The following is a 17,447-nucleotide window of genomic DNA, read 5'->3' on the forward strand; positions in this document are numbered from 1 at the left end:
CGTGGCGGTAGTCAAGCCAAGCGGCCGCTTGGTGGCCCGAACACTACCTGGATGCGGCCATCGTTCAATTCGCCTCGACATCGCGCGGCGCTCTGGACTGTGCCAGTGGATCCAGCTGCGCCACCATCGGCGTGGTGCGGGGCAAGTGCTGGTGTGGTTGCTGCTCCTCCTCGGGCACCGGCGGGCGGCGCTGCAACCGCCACAGAGCAAAAGCGAGCCCGGCTGCGGCACAGGCCCCAATCCAGGCGAACAACCCTGCGGGGCCGAGCAGCAGCATCGCCACCGAGTCCGCCATCGGGCCAACAGCCGCGCCAACCGAATAGACCAACACCAGGCCGCCGCTCGCGCCGACGCGCTCATCTGCGCTCAGGTGATCATTCGTATGCGCCACGCAAAGCGGGTAGAGGGCGAACGCGACCCCGCCGTACAGAGCGCCCATGCCTAGCAAGGCGGTGCCGGTCGCTTGCGTCGCCGTCAGGAGAATGCCGAGCGCCGCCGCGCCGGACAGTGCGCCGACGATGACCCCCGTCGCTCGTAGCGGTCCGATAGCCAGCCCAGCGGCCATTGCAATGCCACGCCGCCGGTGATGACAACGCTCATGAACAACGCAGTGTCCGGGAGGGACATCCCTTGCCGCTGCGCATAGACCGTCCCAAGGCCGTAGAAGGCACCCAGCATCAGCCCGGTGATCCCCACGCCCACCAGCCACAACGGTGAGGCGACATAGAGCCGCTTTATCGAAAGCGATGTCTGCTTCGCCAGCACCGGGCCCGCCATGCGCGTCAGGGAAATCGGCAGCACCGCGAGCGAAAAGAGCAACGAGGCCACGACGAACGGCAACATCGTGGCGCCATCAAGGTTGAGCAGATACTGACCGACCGCCTGGCCGGCATAGAGCGCGATCATATAGGCCGCGAGGGAGCCACGCGTTGCCGGCTCGGCCCGCTCGTTCAACCAGCTATCCAGGCAAACATAGACGCTCGCCACGCACAGACCGTCAATCAGTCGCAGCAGCGCCCACAGGATTGCATTCTGTTCGAGCGAATAGGCGAGAGTGCTGGCCGACAGAAGCGATACAACTGCGGAAAAGGTGCGAATGTGCCCTACGCGTTCGATCAATCGGTTTACCCGCAGCGAGTCAATCGTCAGTCCAACGAAGTAAGCCGTGGTTACCAGTCCGATCACTGGCGCGCGGTAACCCGCCACCTCCAATCGCAGCCCCACGAAGGAGGTCATGAACCCACCGCCTGCCATCAGCATGAAAATGGCGACCAGCAGACTGCGCACGGGAAGAACCGGTTTCAACATGGCGGAGAAATGGTCATTCCGGGCGCCTGTTCCGCGCAATCACGCCAGCCCGTGTCCTTGTCGTTCCTCGCTTGGTAGGGGGATTGACCCGGTGCTGTCATTCCAACCGCCACCCTGTCCCAACGGCAGAGCCGTCCCTCCCCCACCCCACGCCGGATCGAAAACGCGACGCCCGATATCACAGCGAGTAAAGCGCTTAGTCCCATCGGGAGTTTGACGGGCACTACGTTTGGCTAATGCCACAGATGCTAAAGCAGATGGGCCGCACTGCTGCATTCCATCGTCATGACGAAGGTCAGAACTACGCTAACCTCATCAGGTCAAATGTCCGCTTCCCCCCCACACGATGCCGCTCCTGCAGTGGCGAAGCGATCTCAATTGCGGACATGAGCACCAGTCGCGACAGACACGGGCCTAAGATAGCACACGGAATCGAGGCGGCAGCCGCCTATCCTTGAAAGTGCTGCTAGGCGCTTCGAGCCATCTCAAAAGTGGGGTTTACCCAAGAGACGGATGGCAGTGCCGCGATCGCAGGTTTTGCGAGCAAATACCCCTGTAGAAGCGAAACCCCCAAATCGCGAAGAGCGTCGTATTCGCCAACGGTTTCGATACCTTCGCACACCGGCTCGATGTTGAATTCACGCAGCATCGCTAAAGTATGACGAACGATCGTGCGTTTTGCGCGATCGGTATCGATGCCGCGAACGAGGTCCATGTCGAGTTTGACAATGTCAGGTTGAAACTTGCTCAGGAGTCCCAGACCGGCGTACCCAGCTCCAAAATCATCTATCGCCGTCTTAAATCCCATCGAACGGTAACATCTGAGGATATTGAGGATGTGACGGGTGTCAATCTCCTCGCCTTCGGTGAATTCGAAGATGATGCGGTTCAGCGGAAATCCTGTTTGCAGCGCGGCCGCCAGCGTTACGCGAATACAGGCCCGTGGTTCATACACCGCGTTGGGAAGGAAGTTGATGGAAAGGTTGGCGCCGCCGGCGCTTAAATTCAACGTTGCTGCAAGCTCGATCGCAGTCTTCCTGCAAAGCTGGTCGAAGCTATAGCGGTTGTCGGCCGATATGTGCGATAATATGTCGGCTGCTCCCTGGCCGCCTTGCCCCCTTACAAGCGCCTCGTACGCAAAGACCTGCTGGTTTTCAACGTCCACGATGGGTTGGAAAGCCATCGTAATCGGGACCTCGAAGCCCGCACCATCCTGACAGCCCACACACGACATGCATCGTCTCTCTTTCACCCAAAGTATGGCTCGAAGAATTTAACATTTAATTTCAAATGCTAATGTCCGGTGCAGGGCAACTGGAAGATTGCCATGGCTAGAGAGATCTTTGCTTGAGGTGTCCAACCCACTGAGGAAGGCGCGCCGCGAGATGTGAAGCGAGCGGAAACTCGCTCAAGCGCCTTCGAGGTTCGTCTTTTATGTTAAAGAACGGTGCTGTCAGTCTAACCGTAACTCGCCTTCCTATGAGCAGACATCGCCCGACCCACGCGATGTTTTAGGCCATGAGGACCTGCCACTCGGCCAAGGCGACCGAGCGACGGGTCTTATAGGTTTGTCGGTCGATGAGATGGCGTTCGAGATTGAAATGATTGTGGACGTTGGCGTGGACCGAAGCGAATTTCTGTAACGACTTCATCTGCCTGATTCTTAGCATCGCCCGCTCTCGTCGTCGGAACCGCAGGTGGCTATTCTCCACCCGATTATTGACCCAGCGTCCCACCTCCTGCTTATTAGCATTGCCCAGTTCGGTCATCGCTGCCTTGTAGGACCGTGGGCCATCCCTCGTGATCTCGGTCGGTGAGCCGTGGCGTCGCAGCGCCTTCTTCATGAACCGCAGCGCAGCTTTCGTGTCCCTCGTGTTCGTGACGTAGCTCTCTAGCACCTCGCCCTCCTGGTCGTTTCGCTTCCCCCCAAGCGACATTGAGAGAGCATTGACTTGCAAATGCGAGTCATTTGCATTATCAGAGGATCATGCTTCACGAGAGATTATCCTTGGCCCGACCCAATCCTAAAAACGCGACCGTCCTCCACGCACGTAAGCTGTCCCCTTCTATGTTGCGGATCACGCTTGGAGGCCCCGAATTTGTAGACTTTCCTCCCAATCAGGCGGGCGGTTACCTGAAGCTGCTGCTGGACGGTGCCGGCGACGCCGAGCGATCTATTGTGCGAACCTACACGATTCGGCATCAGCGGAACGGGGAATTCGATGTCGACTTCGCCCTTCATGCCGATGCCCATGACGAGGCGGGACCAGCAACGCGTTGGGCGCTGGCCGCTCAGCCCGGCGATACTATCGCGATCGGAGGGCCGGGAGCCGCGAAGCCTCTTCCGGCCGGGTTCGATTACTTTCTGAATGCAGGGGACATGACGGCGCTGCCAGCCATCGCCGTCAATCTGGAATCTCTGGCTCACGATGCCAGGGGCGCCGCTTTCCTCGAAGTGCGCGACGAGGCCGACAGGCAGGACCTGATCGCACCGCCGGGTATCGATATCCACTGGCTGATCAATCCCGTGCCGGGGTCGCGACCGGAATTGCTCGAAGACGCGGTACGCAGCGTTCCTTGGCCGGCGGGGCGCCTTTACGCTTGGGCGGCGTGCGAGTTTTCAGGGATGCGCCGCCTGCGAGCCTATCTCCGCGAGGAGCGGGGGCTTGGTTCGGACCGACTTTATCTATCCAGCTATTGGAAAAGCGGACTGGCCGAGGAAGCCCACAAGATCGTCAAACGCGACGACGCGAACTCCGCCGTCACTGGTCGTGCGGAGTAAGCGCGACGCCGCTCTACCTCTCAACCAAACCAGATTTCGTCACGTCGAGCCGTCCGCTTTTGCGGCCTTCTAGAGCACCAAGAAAATGAGGGAATATTCAATGATCAGTATCAGGGCGGGCCTTCTTGCCGCCGCCGCGCTGTCGTGTCCGATCGGGGTGGCCGCACAGGATGTCGTGCAAGAGGACAGCGATCGCGTTGCGGTCGAGCCGCGCGACGATGACGGCGAAGGCGACGCGATCGTGGTGGTGGGCAAGCTGACCGATTCCGCAATCAATCGCGACGAGATCGAGATCACGCAGGCGAACAATCTGGGTGATCTGTTCCGGCGCACGCCGTCGGTTTCCGTCGGCGGTGCGATAGGTATTGCCGAAAAGATTTACGTTCGCGGCCTCGAGGATGCGCAGCTCAACATCTCGATCGATGGTGCGCAGATCCAGGGAACGCTCTTCCACCACGTGGGGCGCGTCTCGGTCGAACCCGAACTGCTCGAGAGCGTCGACGTCCAGACCGGTGCCGGCGAGGCGACATCGGGGTTCGGTGCGATCGGCGGCGCCATTCGCTTCCGCACGCGCGACGCCGTCGATCTGCTTGAACCGGGGCGCGATATCGGGGGCATCGTGCGCGCGGGCTGGTTCTCCAACGAGGGCTACAAGCTGTCAGCCACTGGCTATGGCAGGATCGCCGGCGATGTCGGTATCATCGCGTCCTACGTTCATCAGAACCGCGATCCTTACGAGGATGGCGACGGCAACCTCGTTACGGGAAGCGGTGCCGAACAGAATGTCGGTTTCGTTAAGCTCGGGGGCAATGTCGGCATCGGGCACGATTTCTCGCTCAGCTACGAGCAGCGCGACGAGACCGGCGAATTCGGCGCGCGGCCCAATTGGCCCGTGCTCGAAGGCGACACCTTATTTCCCGCTGAAGCAAAGCGCCGCACGGTAATCGGCAATTACCGCTACGACGCGGGCGGTCATATCGGTGTCGAATTGACCGCATACTGGTCGAAGGCGGAATTCGAGCTCGACCGTTTCGACCGTTGGGGGCTCTACGGGGCGAGGATCGAAAACTGGGGCGGCGACGCCCGGGTGAACGCTGCCCTCGGTGCGCACCACCTGACGGCAGGGGTCGAGTATCGCAATGACAGCGTGACCAGTGCCTATCTCGCCGATCCAGCGATGTGGCAACCCTGGGCCTGGGACCCGGCCATCGGCAGTTTCTCGGAAGAGGGTGAACTGGTCGGTATCTACGCGCAGGATCGCTGGCAGGTGTCCAATCAGCTGCTCGTGAGTTTCGGTGCGCGCTTTGACCGCTACGATCTAGAGCTCGTCACTTACGGTGGCGGTTTGGTCAGCGACGGCGTCTCGTTCAACATCGGTGCGGACTACGAGATCTTGCCGGGTCTGGTCGCGAACGCAGGTTATGCCGAGGCGTTCCGGGGCAAGGAGATCGGCGATGCCTTCACGCTCGAACACAACGCCGCCTGGGCAATTCTCCAGCCTGGCCTTCGACCCGAGCAGGTCAACAATATCGAAGCTGGCCTCGCTTACGACCGCAATGGCCTGTATGCTTCAGCAGCGTATTACCGGATGGAGATCGCGGACGTTATTCTCGACCAGCTCTATCGCGATCGCACGGCCACGCCGCTTCAGAACAACACCTTCTACGAGAACGTCGGTAATTTCCGGTCGGAGGGTTTCGAGATCAGGGCCGGATATCGGACCGGCGCGTTCGGCGTCAGCGCGTTCTACAATCATTATAATCCCGAACTGAACGGCGCGCCCGTCAACGGCTACGAGCACCTCGCGCTCGGCAATACGCTCGGCGACCAGTGGAACATCAGCGCAACCTTCGATCCGTCGCGCAATGTCGCTCTGGTAGCGAGCCTGACGAGGTTCGAACGCGTCGACGATCTCGAAGTGCTGTTCCGCGACGCGGAATTGGATTACGTGCCCTCGACCCAGTTCATCAGCAAACCTGGCTACACGACCGTCGATCTTTTCGCCCGCTGGCGGCCCTTCCGGACGGATAGGTTGGAACTGCTCGCAGCAGTCTACAACCTGTTCGATCAGACATACATCGCGCATGCCAGCGTCGGTGACTACACTGCGATCCCGGACTACGAGATCGTTCGCGGCGTGAACGAACCGGGTCGCAACATCCGTCTCGGTGCGTCTTTCCGCTTCTGATGCGCCCGCGCCCCGCCTTCCGGCTCTGGCATCGCTGGTTCGGGATCCTCGGCGGGGCGTGGCTGTTTCTGCTTGCTATCACGGGCAGCGCGATCGCCTGGTATGACGAGATCGATGGGTTGCTGAATCCGGACTTGCGTATCGCCGAGATTTCGCGCGGTTCGCCTGCTTCGATCGATGACCTTGTGGCAAATGCTCGGGTCGCTCTGCCCGGCTTCGAGCCCAGCAACATCCTTATCTCAAGGGAACCGGATCGCAATCACTGGTTGCTGGGCAGGCAGACCCTGGCGGACGGCTCCTCACGACCGGTGCAGGTATTCGCTGATCCGGGCACCGGTGCGTTCGCGGGATGGCGTGAGAGCGGCAAGGTGAGCCTGCACCGCCACCAAATTCCGGACCTGCTGTATGGTCTCCATACCGATCTTCTAATGGGCGAAGCCGGAATGATCTTCGTTGGGCTCGTTTCGCTCGCCTGGCTGATCGATCATTTCCTTTCGCTTCCGCTCGCCTTTCCCCGGCTGAAGACTTGGCTGAGCGCGTGGTGCGTCGGCGGCCATGCCGGATCGCTGCGCCAATTATGGGACCGACACCGGGCGGGCGGTGTTTGGCTATGGCCCGTAAGCGCAGTCCTCGCCCTTACGGGTGTGACGCTGTCCTTCCCGATGGAAAGCCGCGAGATTGTGCAAATCGTCTCGCCGATCAGCGATCGCCTGCACTATACGCTGGAGCAACGCGCCCCGCCGACCAACCCCATCCCTCTCGAAGCCGCGATAGCCGCCGCGACCGACGATCGCCGTCTCCTTCACAGTCTCCGGCTCCTTCCCGAAGTCGGGCTCTATGCGGTGCGCACTTTCGACGAGCGCGATGTCGATAATCAGGACCGCTTGTGGACATACGTCGACATGCAAACGGGCCGGGTAACCGCCGAGCGACACGACGCTGGAACAAGCGATGGCGACGCGTTCTTCGTCTGGCAATACGCTCTTCATTCGGGGCACGCCTTCGGACTGGTCGGACGTTTGATCGTGACGCTGGCCGGCATCGTGACCGCGTATCTGTGCTTTACCGGCTATCGCTTGTGGTGGCGCCGACGACGCAAGAAAAGCGGAAGGAAGCGGCGTGAGATTTCAACACCTCTGCGCGAGCAGGCGCCGGACACTGGTAAGAGCGGGCGAGATTGAAGTGCTTGTGTACGTTGGCGTGCACCGAGGCGAACTTCTGTAGCGACTTCATTTGTCGGAACCGTAGCATCGCCCGTTCTTGAAGTCGGAATAGCAGGTGGCTGTTCTCCACCCGGTTATTGGCCCAGCGTCCCACCTCCCGCTTGGTGGTGTTGCCGAGCTCGGTCATCGCTGCCTGGTACGAGCGAAGACCGTCAGTGGTGATCTCCGCCGGTGTGCCGTGGCGTCTGAGGGCCTTCTTCATGAAACGCAGCGCAGCTTACTTGTCTCTGCTCTTCGCGACGTAGCTCTCGAGCACCTCAACCTCCTGGTGGACCGCTCGCTAAGGTAATGCATCTCGCAATTGATGGCATGGCCGCGCTTCTAGCTGATCAGGCGCGTTCGCCAGCGGGTGCGTTTGCTCTGACAGGACCGGCGGCTGCCTTTCGAAGTCTGGAGATGTCCCTGCCCTTTCCGATCAGATGGGTTTCGCTTGCTGGTGCATTAGGCGGATTAGTGCCGTTTTGGGACCGTACCTCGTCGACATAACCGCCTTACTCATTTCCAAAGCCGATCATTAGCTCCGTGAGGTCTCTCATGGCGACTTGGGACGTCGGTTCGTCCATCGTTCGCTGGATGACACGATGGATAAGCCGGGACGGGCCAAAATAGCCAAGTGACCATTGCGCGCATCGCCGTGTTTGTAAGAAACGACGCTCAAGAACACGTATCTCTGTGTGCCTCTTATCGCGCCCGATACTTGACATAAGGAGCTTCACGTCATTTTCACGCCCCTCAAGAAGCTGCGCGAAGCAATCTCCATCGAACAGTAGGCACCCGGTAATTTGCATCGCCTTGTTGCGGGCGCAGGACTGCTCAACTAAGGTTGCAGCCATCGAACTGGCCAATTGGGAGGGTGTCAAGCTCTTGCTCACGTAAAGCAAGCTAATCTCCGGATTCGTCTTCAAGATTCAGATTCCGGGTTTCGAACAGTATAACCATTCTGGAGCAGCGGCACGACACCCGCGAGAATTGCGAATCTAACCACTTCCGCGAAAGAATTCGCTTCGAGACGGTTCATTAAATTTGCCCGATGCGCGTCGACAGTACGATGACTGATGTTGAACTGACGGCCGAGTTGCTTACTCGAATATCCGGATAGCAGGCCCTGCAAAACCTCGTATTCGCGACGGGTCAGGCGACTTACACGATCAATCGCATCAGCTAACGATGGATTTTTATTGCCAAGCGCGATCCCTTCGAAAGCGAGATCGAGCACCTCGAAAAGCTCAGTGTCGTCAAAGGGCTTTTCAAGAAAGTCGAACGCGCCCAGCTTCATCGCGGCTACCGCATTGGAAATCTCACCGTGGCCGGTGATGATGACAACAGGCAACGAGTCCTTCTTCTGATTAAGTCTCCTAAGAACTTCCAGCCCGTCGATCTCCGGCATCCGAAGGTCCAGCAGAACACATCCGTTTGCGAGTGAGGCAACTTCGTTTAAAAAATCTAATCCCGACGCAAATGATCGAGGATTAAACCCCCCCACCGTGAGCGCAAAAAAAAGCGCCCTGCGGACCATGCTATCATCGTCGACGATATAAACTGGTTTCATCTCCGGACCATCGTGCGACTTCGTTTCGAAAGCTGCGGAGACGTCCGCGCGATCCGCTGCAGCGTCAGATAACGAATTCATCTCTCGTGCCTTGCCGGACCAACCGGAACAGAAAATCGGAAATCGCTGCCTGTCGATCGGCTGTCTTCAAGCCAAATACGTCCGTCATGCGCATCGAGGATCGAGCGGCAAATAGCCAGCCCGAGACCAGTTCCACCCTCCTTGTCGGTCTCGACCCAGGTGAAGACATCCCGGGCCGAACCGGCGGTCAGACCCTGACCCGTGTCCTTGACACTTACGATGACACTCGGCCCGCTGCGCCAGGCCGAGATGAGAATGATATTGCGTCGATGTTCGCTGCTCGCGTCACATGCATTTAGGTTGAGATTGACAAGAACTTGGAGAATTTGTGTTCGGTTGCCATGAACGGAAAGGTCTGCAGGAACCTCCTCCTCGAATTCTTTGCCTGAAGAGCAGCCGCCTGCCCGTACCAACTTAACGCTCTCGCTGACGACGGACCTGAGATTAAACCCGGCTCTAGTTGTTTCCCCGCGCTTAGTGTGATCGCGCATTGTTTGAATAATGCTTCCCGCTCGGAGGGCGGCATCGTCGATAGACTGAAGCGCGTCCATCAACTGGGCGGTTACATTCCTGCCCTGAGATACAAGCCTGCGGCTTGCACTGGCATAGGCGCAGATGGCAGCGAGTGGTTGGTTGAGTTCGTGGGCCAGAGTCGCGGCCATCATCCCCATCGCGTTGACACGCGCTACGTGACTGAATTCGTCCTGGATTGCCACCAGTCGCGCAGTGGCTATCACTTCGGTCGTAGCATCATAACCTTCGCAGAACAGGCCAGAAACTTCGCCGCTCGCCTCGCGCACAGGCTGATAGATGAAACTGACGTAACGACGTGTCGGATGCACCTCTCCGCTCAGATTAAAGTCCATTGGCATCTTGGTGCCCACGAAGGGTTCGCCAGTACTGAACACCCGGTCCAGCAAATCTACTATTCCCTGAGCTTGAATCTCAGGTAATACATCCCTGACACGCTTGCCGACCAAATCAGCTCGACCCACCAAGCTTTTGTAAGACTCATTAGCATACGAAAAAACATGGTTTGGGCCGTTTGTTGCCGCAATTATACCAGGCGCTTTCTCATATATTTTTCTAAATTCTTCTGATAATATTATACTTTGGTCTGCCATTATATTGGCTGCCCTATAAAAATTCGCGCCTCAATTCTGCGTATGCTTTGCGTTGAGGCGACGGTTCGCCTGCATGGCCGGCGCCGCGAAAGTCATGAAGCAAATCCGTTTTGGTGATCGGCTCGTATCGCTGACCGTCGTCTGAAATCCTGACGCACAAGCCGGCCTCGCCGACGGGTACGTTTCGAAGAAGTTTCTAATTTTCCGTTTACACCGAACATCGTGAAAAGACAAACGCGAGGTTCACCGAGGCTTTAGCGGAAGATCCTATCCGCAGCATTCGGAGGTCCCAAATGCCAGCCAAATGTGAATCAGACGCAGCGCGCGTAGACGCTCTTCACGCGTTGCAAATTCTCGATACGCCGCGACAGGAGTGCTTCGAACGGATTACATCGCTCTGCACACAACTCTTCGGGTGCTCAATTTCTCTGATCAGTCTAGTCGATTCTGATCGCCAGTGGTTTCTTGCCAAGACAGGTGTAGATATTTGCCAGACGCCTCGTGAAATCTCGTTTTGCAGTCACGCAATTCAGGCGGGACGCACCTTCATGATTTCCGACGCGCTTGAGGATGATCGATTTCGCGCCAACCCATTGGTGATCGGTGGACCGTATATCCGATCGTATCTTGGACAGCCCATCACCACTCACGATGGGGTACTTTTGGGAACCTTGTGCCTTGCAGATCCGCGCCCCGGCTTTTTCGACGAGAGTCACCACGCCAAGCTTCGGCCTTTCGGGAACATCGTGGAGGATTTGCTGGAGGCCCATCAGAAGCGGCTCGAAGCCTGTTATCTCACAGCACACCTAAGTGAACGCTCCGACAGTCTGGCCAAATCCAATCGCCTATTTGCTCAGGCTGAACGAGTGGCCAAAATAGGCTCTTGGGAGCTCGAGCCGAAATCTGGCCGGCTCGCCTATTCGGACGAAAGCCTTTCGATCCTCGATGTTGCAGAAGGCGGGGCAACCTGCCTAGACGCTGCATTGGATCTGTACTCGCCCGAGGATCGACCATTGGTCGAGAAAGCCTTGGAGGAAGTTGTCAAAAACCGCGGCTCCTCAAATATCGAAGCCCATATTGTCACACGGTCAGGTCAACGAAAGCGGATCAAGATTGTTGGTGAATACCTCGAGGCCCGGGCCGACTGTCCTGCGCGGGTTGTAGGCATACTTCATGACGTGACCCAAGCCTACCATTCACAGATGGCGCTCGAACGTGCGGCTGACTACGATTCGCTCACGAACTTGCTGAATCGCCAGGCATTCGATCGTCACCTTGGCGAGCGGCTGCGATCACACCGTAAGTCAGGGGGTAACTTCTTTGTGCTTCTCCTGGATCTTGATGGTTTCAAGGACATCAACGACACTTTTGGACACTTGGTGGGAGATGTCGTGCTCGAGGAAATCAGTTCCAGGATAACTGCAGCCGTATCAACCGACGCCGTAGTTGCCCGCTGGGGCGGAGACGAGTTTGCCATAATCACCGCGATGGGTGCGTCTGCGGAGGACGCCACGGCAATTGGTGATGATCTAATCCGTGCCGTCTCGAAGGACGTTGCAATCGCTGGTCGAAATGTTGCCGTCAGCGCTACCTGCGGTCTCGCACAAAGCGGAGAGTCACTCGTTGCACGCGAGCTTTTGCGCCGGGCGGACTTGGCATTGTATCATGGCAAGGCGAGGGAGCCTGGCCGCACCCATCATTATCACGTTAGCTTGGAGAGGGAAAACCGTTTGCGGCAGGAAGCGATCGGCTTGGTTCGCAATGCGCTGAGTGAGGATCGGCTTTTCGCTGGCTATCAGCCTATCGTTCTTCTTTCGAACAACACATTGGTAGGCTTCGAAGCTCTCATGCGGTTGAACACACGCTCTGGCGAGCAGCTAACTGCGACACAAGTCCTGCCCGCAATCCTCGATCCAATCCTCTCCCGCGAGATCAGTGACCGGATGATAGAGTTGGTTTGCAAGGAATTTCCGGCGATTCAGGAGGCGCAACCCGATGCCCAATACGTCAGCCTTAACGCCACTGAGGCGGACCTTCTAAGCCGCGATTTTTCCGACCGCCTTCTGGGCATGCTGAACTCGCAAAAAATTTCGCCCAGACACGTTACGCTTGAGATTACGGAAACCATGCTCCTCGTCAACGATGGCGCTACCGTTCAAGGAGTACTGTCCAAGCTCCGCGCAGCAGGAATGCGGATTGCCCTCGATGACTTTGGGACGGGATTTTCGTCGCTCTCGCACCTTCGAGACTTTCCAATCGACAAGGTGAAGATCGACGGAAGCTTCATTCAGAAGATGTGCTCGGAGCACCAGTCGCGACTGATTGTGCAAGCCTTGATTGGGATGGCAAAGAATTTGGGCAAAGAGGTGATCGCTGAGGGGATTGAAACCGAGGAGCAACGGCAACTCCTTCTGCAGATGGGCTGCAATTACGGCCAAGGGTTCCTATTCAGCCCCGCCGAAACGCCCTGCAGGCTTAAGCTTCTTAAGTTGAGCAAGATACAGGCATTACGCCAGGAGGCCGCCTAGGCAGCGCCTACAGCAAGTGGTCTGTCGGAACCGTAGCATCGCCCGTTCTCGTCGTAGGAATGGCAGTTGGCTGTTCTCCGCCCGGTTATTGGCCCAGCGTCCCACCTCCTGCTTATTGGCATTGCCCAGTTCGGTCATCGCTGCCTTGTAGGACCGTGGGCCATCGCTCGTGATCTCGGTCGGTGAGCCGTGGCGTCGCAGCGCCTTCTTCATGAACCGCAGCGCAGCTTTCGTGTCCCTCGTGTTCGTGACGTAGCTCTCTAGCACCTCGCCCTTTTGGTCGACCGCTCACCAAGGTAATGCATCTCGCCGTTGATCTTCACGTAGACCTCGTCGAGATGCCACTTCCATTGGCGAAAGCCCTTCATTCGGCTCACCCGCTGGCGACGCACATAGGCAGCGAACATCGGGCCGAACCTGTTCCACCAGTGGCGCAGCGTCTCGTGATTGATGTCGATCCCGCGTTCGAACAGCAGGTCTTCCACGTTCCGCAGGCTCAGTGGGAACCGGACGTACATCATCACAACCAAGCGGATCACCTCGGGTGACGAGTTGAATTAGCGGAACGGGCTGGCTGGTTTGCGAGGTCTTGGCATGCGCCGCGCCTCTAGCTGATCGGTCGCGTATCGCTAGTAGATGCATTTGCTCTGACAGGACAAAGTGCTGCCTCATCGGCCGTCGCTCGAGGGACGGGAAGCCTAGGTTTTCTGGTTTGCGAACATTCCTGTCGTCGCCTAGGTCCCTATTTATGCTGACCTTCCTCTGGCCGGCAAATGGAGACGCGCAGTGCCGAAACCTACCCTATCAAGTGCCGCGACCGGCATTGTCGGACTGGACGATGTTACCGGTGGAGGCTTAGAGCGGGGGCGGGTATTTCTCCTCGAAGGGGAACCTGGCACGGGAAAAACCACGATCGCTTTGCAATACGTGCTCGCGGGGATCGCGCAGGGCGAAAAGTGCCTCTACATCACCTTGTCGGAGACTGCGGACGAACTGAAGGGGAGTGCGACATCGCACGATCTGTCTGTCGACGGGCTCGACATCTTCGAATTGGTCCCACCAGAAAACCTGTTGGACGAGGATCAGCAGCAGAGTCTCCTGTATTCGTCGGATCTCGAACTCGGTGAAGCGACGAAACGCATTTTCGACGTTTTCGAAAGGGTGCAGCCTACCAGGGTCGTCGTCGACAGTTTGTCCGAAATCCGGCTTCTGGCACAAAGTTCGCTACGCTATCGACGCCAAATCCTTGCCCTGAAGCACTATTTCGCGCGCAGCGGCGCGACGGTGCTGATGCTTGACGATCTGACCACCGAGGCCAACGACAAGACGGTTCATTCGATCGCGCACGGCGTGGTGCGGCTGGAGGAACTGGCCCCTGATTACGGCCCGGAACGCCGTCGCCTGCGGGTTCTGAAATATCGCGGCCGCAAGTTTCGCGGGGGGTATCACGACTTCGCGATCGCGCACGGCGGTGTGCAGGTGTTCCCCCGGCTCGTGTCAGCCGAACACAAGCGCGCCTTCGACCAGGAACTCTTGCGCACCGATTCCGCGGAATTGAATGCACTTTTGGGCGGCGGCGTCGATCGCGGGTCGAGCGTCCTGCTGCTTGGTCCTGCAGGATCGGGTAAGTCATTGCTGACCCTTACCTTCATCAAGACCGCTTCGGAGCGGGGCGAACGTGCCGCCATGTTCGTGTTCGATGAAGAATTGCCGCTGTTGATCGAACGCGCCAAAGGCATCGGCATCGATCTTGAACCGCTGCTCGCGAGCGAACGCCTGGTGCTGGAACAGGTCGACGCGGCCGAACTCACTCCGGGGGAGTTTTCCGAGCGGGTCCGCAGGTGCGTGGAATTGCATGGCGCACGGACGATCGTGATCGACAGTCTCAACGGTTACCAGGCCGCGATGACTGGCGAAAACGCCCTGATCCTGCACATTCACGAACTGTTGCAGTATCTCAACCGGCAGGGCGCCACGACCTTTCTTACAGTGGCGCAACACGGCCTGATGGGCGAGATGAAGAGCCCCGTCGATCTGACCTACATCGCCGATACGGTGTTGCTGCTACGCTATTTCGAGGCCTTGGGCCGGGTCCGCCGGGCGATCTCCGTCATCAAGAAAAGGGCGGGTTTCCACGAGGACACGATCCGTGAATACCAGATCGGCAAGAAGGGTTTGACGCTGGGCCAGCCACTGTCGGGCTTCCAGGGTATCCTGCGCGGCGTGCCCCGGATTGTCGGCGAGGATGAACTGATGAAGCGCGAGGATGCGTGAAGCAATCGAAGGTGTCAGACGAAGCGCTTGTCCTTGCGCCACGCGGACGCGACGCAGCAATCGCCGAGAACATGCTCGGCGAGTCGGGGATCGCAGCCCGGACGGTCAACTCGCTAACCGAGCTGGTCGCCGAGCTCGGTGACGAGACGGGTTTCGTCGTCGTTACCGAGGAGGCCATCGCCACAGCCGACTTGCGTCCACTTAGCGCGTGGCTGGCACAGCAGGAGGAATGGTCCGATCTGCCGTTTATCCTGCTGACGAACCAGGGCGGTGGACTGGAGCGCAACCCCGCCGCGGCTCGCCATCTCGCGTTCCTGGGAAACGTCACCTTTCTCGAGCGACCCTTTCATCCGACGACTTTTGTCAGTCTGGCCCGGGCGGCAGTCAGAGGTCGCCGGCGGCAATACGACGCCCGCGCCCGCCTGGTATCACTGCGTGAAGGTGAGGAAAAATATCGCACACTGTTTGAATCCATCGAGGCGGGCTTTTGCGTCGCGGAAGTGAACCAGGCGGATGATCAGGGCCGGATCGATTATCGCATCATTGAGGCAAACCCGGCATTCTATCGCCAGAGCGGCTTTACCGAAGATATCATCGGCAACTGGCTGCGCGAAGCAACGCCCATGCTCGAGGAACACTGGTACCAGACGTACGGCCACGTCGCCGCGACCGGAGAACCGCGCCGTTTCGAAAGCGGCTCCGACGCGCTTGGCCGGTGGTTTGACGTTTACGCCTTTCGCGTAAGCGACGCAGACAGCCAGCGCATCGCCATCCTGTTCAACGACATCAGCGCGCGCCGTCTGGCAGAACAACGCTTGCGGGAATTGAACGATACGCTGGAGCAGCAGGTTGCAGCGCGCGCGGCAGAGCGGGATCGGCTGTGGAACCTGTCGCAGGACATGCTCGCGCGGGCCGACTATTCAGGCATGATGTCGGCTGTAAGCCCGGCATGGACCGATGTGCTCGGATGGTCCGAACAGGACTTGCTCAGCCGGGGCTATGCGAGCTTCATGCACCCCGAGGATGAAGCTGCGACCCTTGCTGCCATCGGGACGATGGAAGAAACACGCCAGCCCGCGCGGTTCGAGAACCGGATCGCGACGAGCGATGGCGGGTGGAAATCAATCGAATGGACTGTCGCGCCCGAACCCGACGGGGTGAATTTCATCGCGGTCGGCCGGGACCTGAGCCTCGCCAAGGCCAGGGAAGCCGAGCTAGATGCGGCGCGCGACGCACTTCGTCAGAGCCAGAAGATGGAAGCGATGGGAAGTCTGACAGGCGGCGTCGCGCATGACTTCAATAATCTTCTCACCCCGATCGTCGGCTCTCTCGACATGCTCAAACGCAAGGGCGTCGGGAACGAGCGCGAACAGCGGCTGATCGATGGTGCCATCCAGTCTGCGGACCGGGCCCGGACACTCGTCCAGCGCTTGCTGGCCTTTGCCAGGCGGCAACCGCTGCAAGCCGTGGCGGTCGATGTCGTTCAGCTGGTTGAGAACATGGCGGGCCTGATCGAAAGCACGACCGGCCCGAAGATCAAGGTTTCCGTTGACGCGGAAGCTGCGGTGCCGCCGGCGACGGCGGATCCCAATCAACTCGAGATGGCATTGTTGAACCTTGCGGTGAACGCGCGCGACGCCATGCCTGATGGTGGGGTGCTTCGGATCGGCGCGTCGTTCGAACGGGCAGGGTCTGACGAAATAGCCGACCTGAAGGTCGGTGATTATGTCCGCCTGTCCGTCAGCGACACCGGCACCGGAATGGACCCGGAAACGCTTCGCCGCGCTGTCGAGCCGTTCTTTTCGACCAAGGGTATCGGGAAGGGAACCGGGCTCGGCCTGTCGATGGTGCACGGCCTGGCCGCTCAGCTTGGCGGAACGCTGACCATTGAAAGCCAGCCTGGCGAGGGGACCGAGATCGCTTTGTGGCTTCCTGTCAGCGCCACGCCGACAGTGGTGAAGCCGGAAGAGCCTAAAGCCAGCGAGCGCGCTGGACGGGGCATCGCGCTGGTTGTCGACGACGAGTTTCTCGTGCGGTTCAGTACCGCGGACATGCTTTCCGACATGGGATATGAGGTGGTCGAAGCTGGCTCGGGCGAGGAAGCACTGCAACTTATCGCACAAGGCCTCGAACCCATCCTGCTGGTTACCGATCACCTGATGCCCGGTATCACCGGCACTGAACTGGTGACGGAGGTCAGGTCCAGATTGCCCACGATCCAGGTTCTGATCGTCTCGGGATATGCCGACCTTGAAGGTTTGCCTTCGGACGTCGCGCGGCTCACCAAACCTTTCCGTGCCGATGAGCTGGAAAGCATGCTGGCAGTCACTGCATCGACTGTCGGGCAACCGTAGAACGGTCCGCCGTAAGAGGGGGATGCAGCAAATCCG

10 protein-coding genes and 4 pseudogenes are annotated in these 17,447 nt (G+C 58.9%); 6 read left to right on the forward strand and 8 right to left on the reverse strand.

Annotated elements, in window-relative coordinates:
- Positions 1-64 precede the first annotated feature (64 nt).
- The 3 genes and pseudogenes from GRI62_RS09675 to GRI62_RS09685 all read right to left on the reverse strand — a co-directional run.
- Positions 65-1,308: pseudogene (locus GRI62_RS09675) on the reverse strand (MFS transporter).
- Positions 1,309-1,774: 466 nt separating this feature from the next.
- Positions 1,775-2,491: an EAL domain-containing protein gene (locus GRI62_RS09680; protein WP_199799922.1), complete on the reverse strand. Its 717-nt coding sequence runs from the start codon at positions 2,489-2,491 to the stop codon at positions 1,775-1,777.
- A 328-nt stretch (positions 2,492-2,819) separates the two neighbouring features.
- Positions 2,820-3,221 (reverse strand): annotated as a pseudogene (locus GRI62_RS09685) (DDE-type integrase/transposase/recombinase); the annotation flags it as partial.
- A 74-nt stretch (positions 3,222-3,295) separates the two neighbouring features.
- Between GRI62_RS09685 and GRI62_RS09690 the strand changes: the two are divergent.
- From GRI62_RS09690 to GRI62_RS09700, 3 genes are all read left to right on the forward strand, one after another.
- Positions 3,296-4,090 (forward strand): siderophore-interacting protein, encoded by a 795-nt coding sequence (locus tag GRI62_RS09690; RefSeq protein ID WP_131453169.1) that lies wholly within the window; start codon positions 3,296-3,298, stop codon positions 4,088-4,090.
- Between the two features lie 100 nt (positions 4,091-4,190).
- Positions 4,191-6,278: a TonB-dependent receptor plug domain-containing protein gene (locus GRI62_RS09695; protein ID WP_199799923.1), complete on the forward strand. Its 2,088-nt coding sequence runs from the start codon at positions 4,191-4,193 to the stop codon at positions 6,276-6,278.
- Complete coding sequence (locus GRI62_RS09700; RefSeq protein ID WP_131453170.1) at positions 6,278-7,459, forward strand: PepSY-associated TM helix domain-containing protein; 1,182 nt, start codon at positions 6,278-6,280, stop codon at positions 7,457-7,459. Before GRI62_RS09695 ends, GRI62_RS09700 begins: the two co-directional genes overlap by 1 nt.
- Here the strand turns inward: GRI62_RS09700 and GRI62_RS09705 are convergent.
- The 4 genes and pseudogenes from GRI62_RS09705 to GRI62_RS09720 all read right to left on the reverse strand — a co-directional run.
- A pseudogene (locus GRI62_RS09705) lies at positions 7,446-7,807 on the reverse strand (DDE-type integrase/transposase/recombinase); the annotation flags it as partial. The gene GRI62_RS09700 and the pseudogene GRI62_RS09705 overlap by 14 nt on opposite strands.
- Positions 7,808-7,992: 185 nt before the next feature.
- Positions 7,993-8,373: a BLUF domain-containing protein gene (locus GRI62_RS09710; protein WP_267904456.1), complete on the reverse strand. Its 381-nt coding sequence runs from the start codon at positions 8,371-8,373 to the stop codon at positions 7,993-7,995.
- A 29-nt stretch (positions 8,374-8,402) separates the two neighbouring features.
- Positions 8,403-9,131, reverse strand: a complete 729-nt coding sequence (locus tag GRI62_RS09715; protein WP_131453172.1) for a response regulator transcription factor — start codon at positions 9,129-9,131, stop codon at positions 8,403-8,405.
- Positions 9,128-10,255 carry an ATP-binding protein gene (locus GRI62_RS09720; RefSeq protein WP_131453173.1) on the reverse strand — a complete coding sequence of 376 codons (1,128 nt, stop codon included), beginning with the start codon at positions 10,253-10,255 and terminating at the stop codon, positions 9,128-9,130. Before GRI62_RS09720 ends, GRI62_RS09715 begins: the two co-directional genes overlap by 4 nt.
- A 293-nt stretch (positions 10,256-10,548) precedes the next feature.
- Here GRI62_RS09720 and GRI62_RS09725 point away from each other — a divergent pair, with 293 nt between their 5' ends.
- Positions 10,549-12,783 carry a putative bifunctional diguanylate cyclase/phosphodiesterase gene (locus tag GRI62_RS09725; protein ID WP_131453174.1) on the forward strand — a complete coding sequence of 745 codons (2,235 nt, stop codon included), beginning with the start codon at positions 10,549-10,551 and terminating at the stop codon, positions 12,781-12,783.
- Between the two features lie 21 nt (positions 12,784-12,804).
- Here the strand turns inward: GRI62_RS09725 and GRI62_RS14730 are convergent.
- Positions 12,805-13,322: pseudogene (locus GRI62_RS14730) on the reverse strand (IS6 family transposase); the annotation flags it as partial.
- Positions 13,323-13,605: 283 nt separating this feature from the next.
- On the opposite strand from GRI62_RS14730, the gene GRI62_RS09735 reads away from it, so the two are divergent.
- Together GRI62_RS09735 and GRI62_RS09740 are read left to right on the forward strand one after the other, a co-directional pair.
- Complete coding sequence (locus GRI62_RS09735) at positions 13,606-15,057, forward strand: ATPase domain-containing protein (protein ID WP_234032839.1); 1,452 nt, start codon at positions 13,606-13,608, stop codon at positions 15,055-15,057.
- Positions 15,054-17,411, forward strand: a complete 2,358-nt coding sequence (locus tag GRI62_RS09740) for a hybrid sensor histidine kinase/response regulator (RefSeq protein WP_131453176.1) — start codon at positions 15,054-15,056, stop codon at positions 17,409-17,411. The genes GRI62_RS09735 and GRI62_RS09740 overlap by 4 nt, the downstream gene beginning before the upstream one ends.
- Positions 17,412-17,447 lie beyond the last annotated feature (36 nt).

Source organism: Aurantiacibacter arachoides (assembly GCF_009827335.1).
In the GTDB taxonomy this organism is placed as follows: domain Bacteria; phylum Pseudomonadota; class Alphaproteobacteria; order Sphingomonadales; family Sphingomonadaceae; genus Alteraurantiacibacter; species Alteraurantiacibacter arachoides.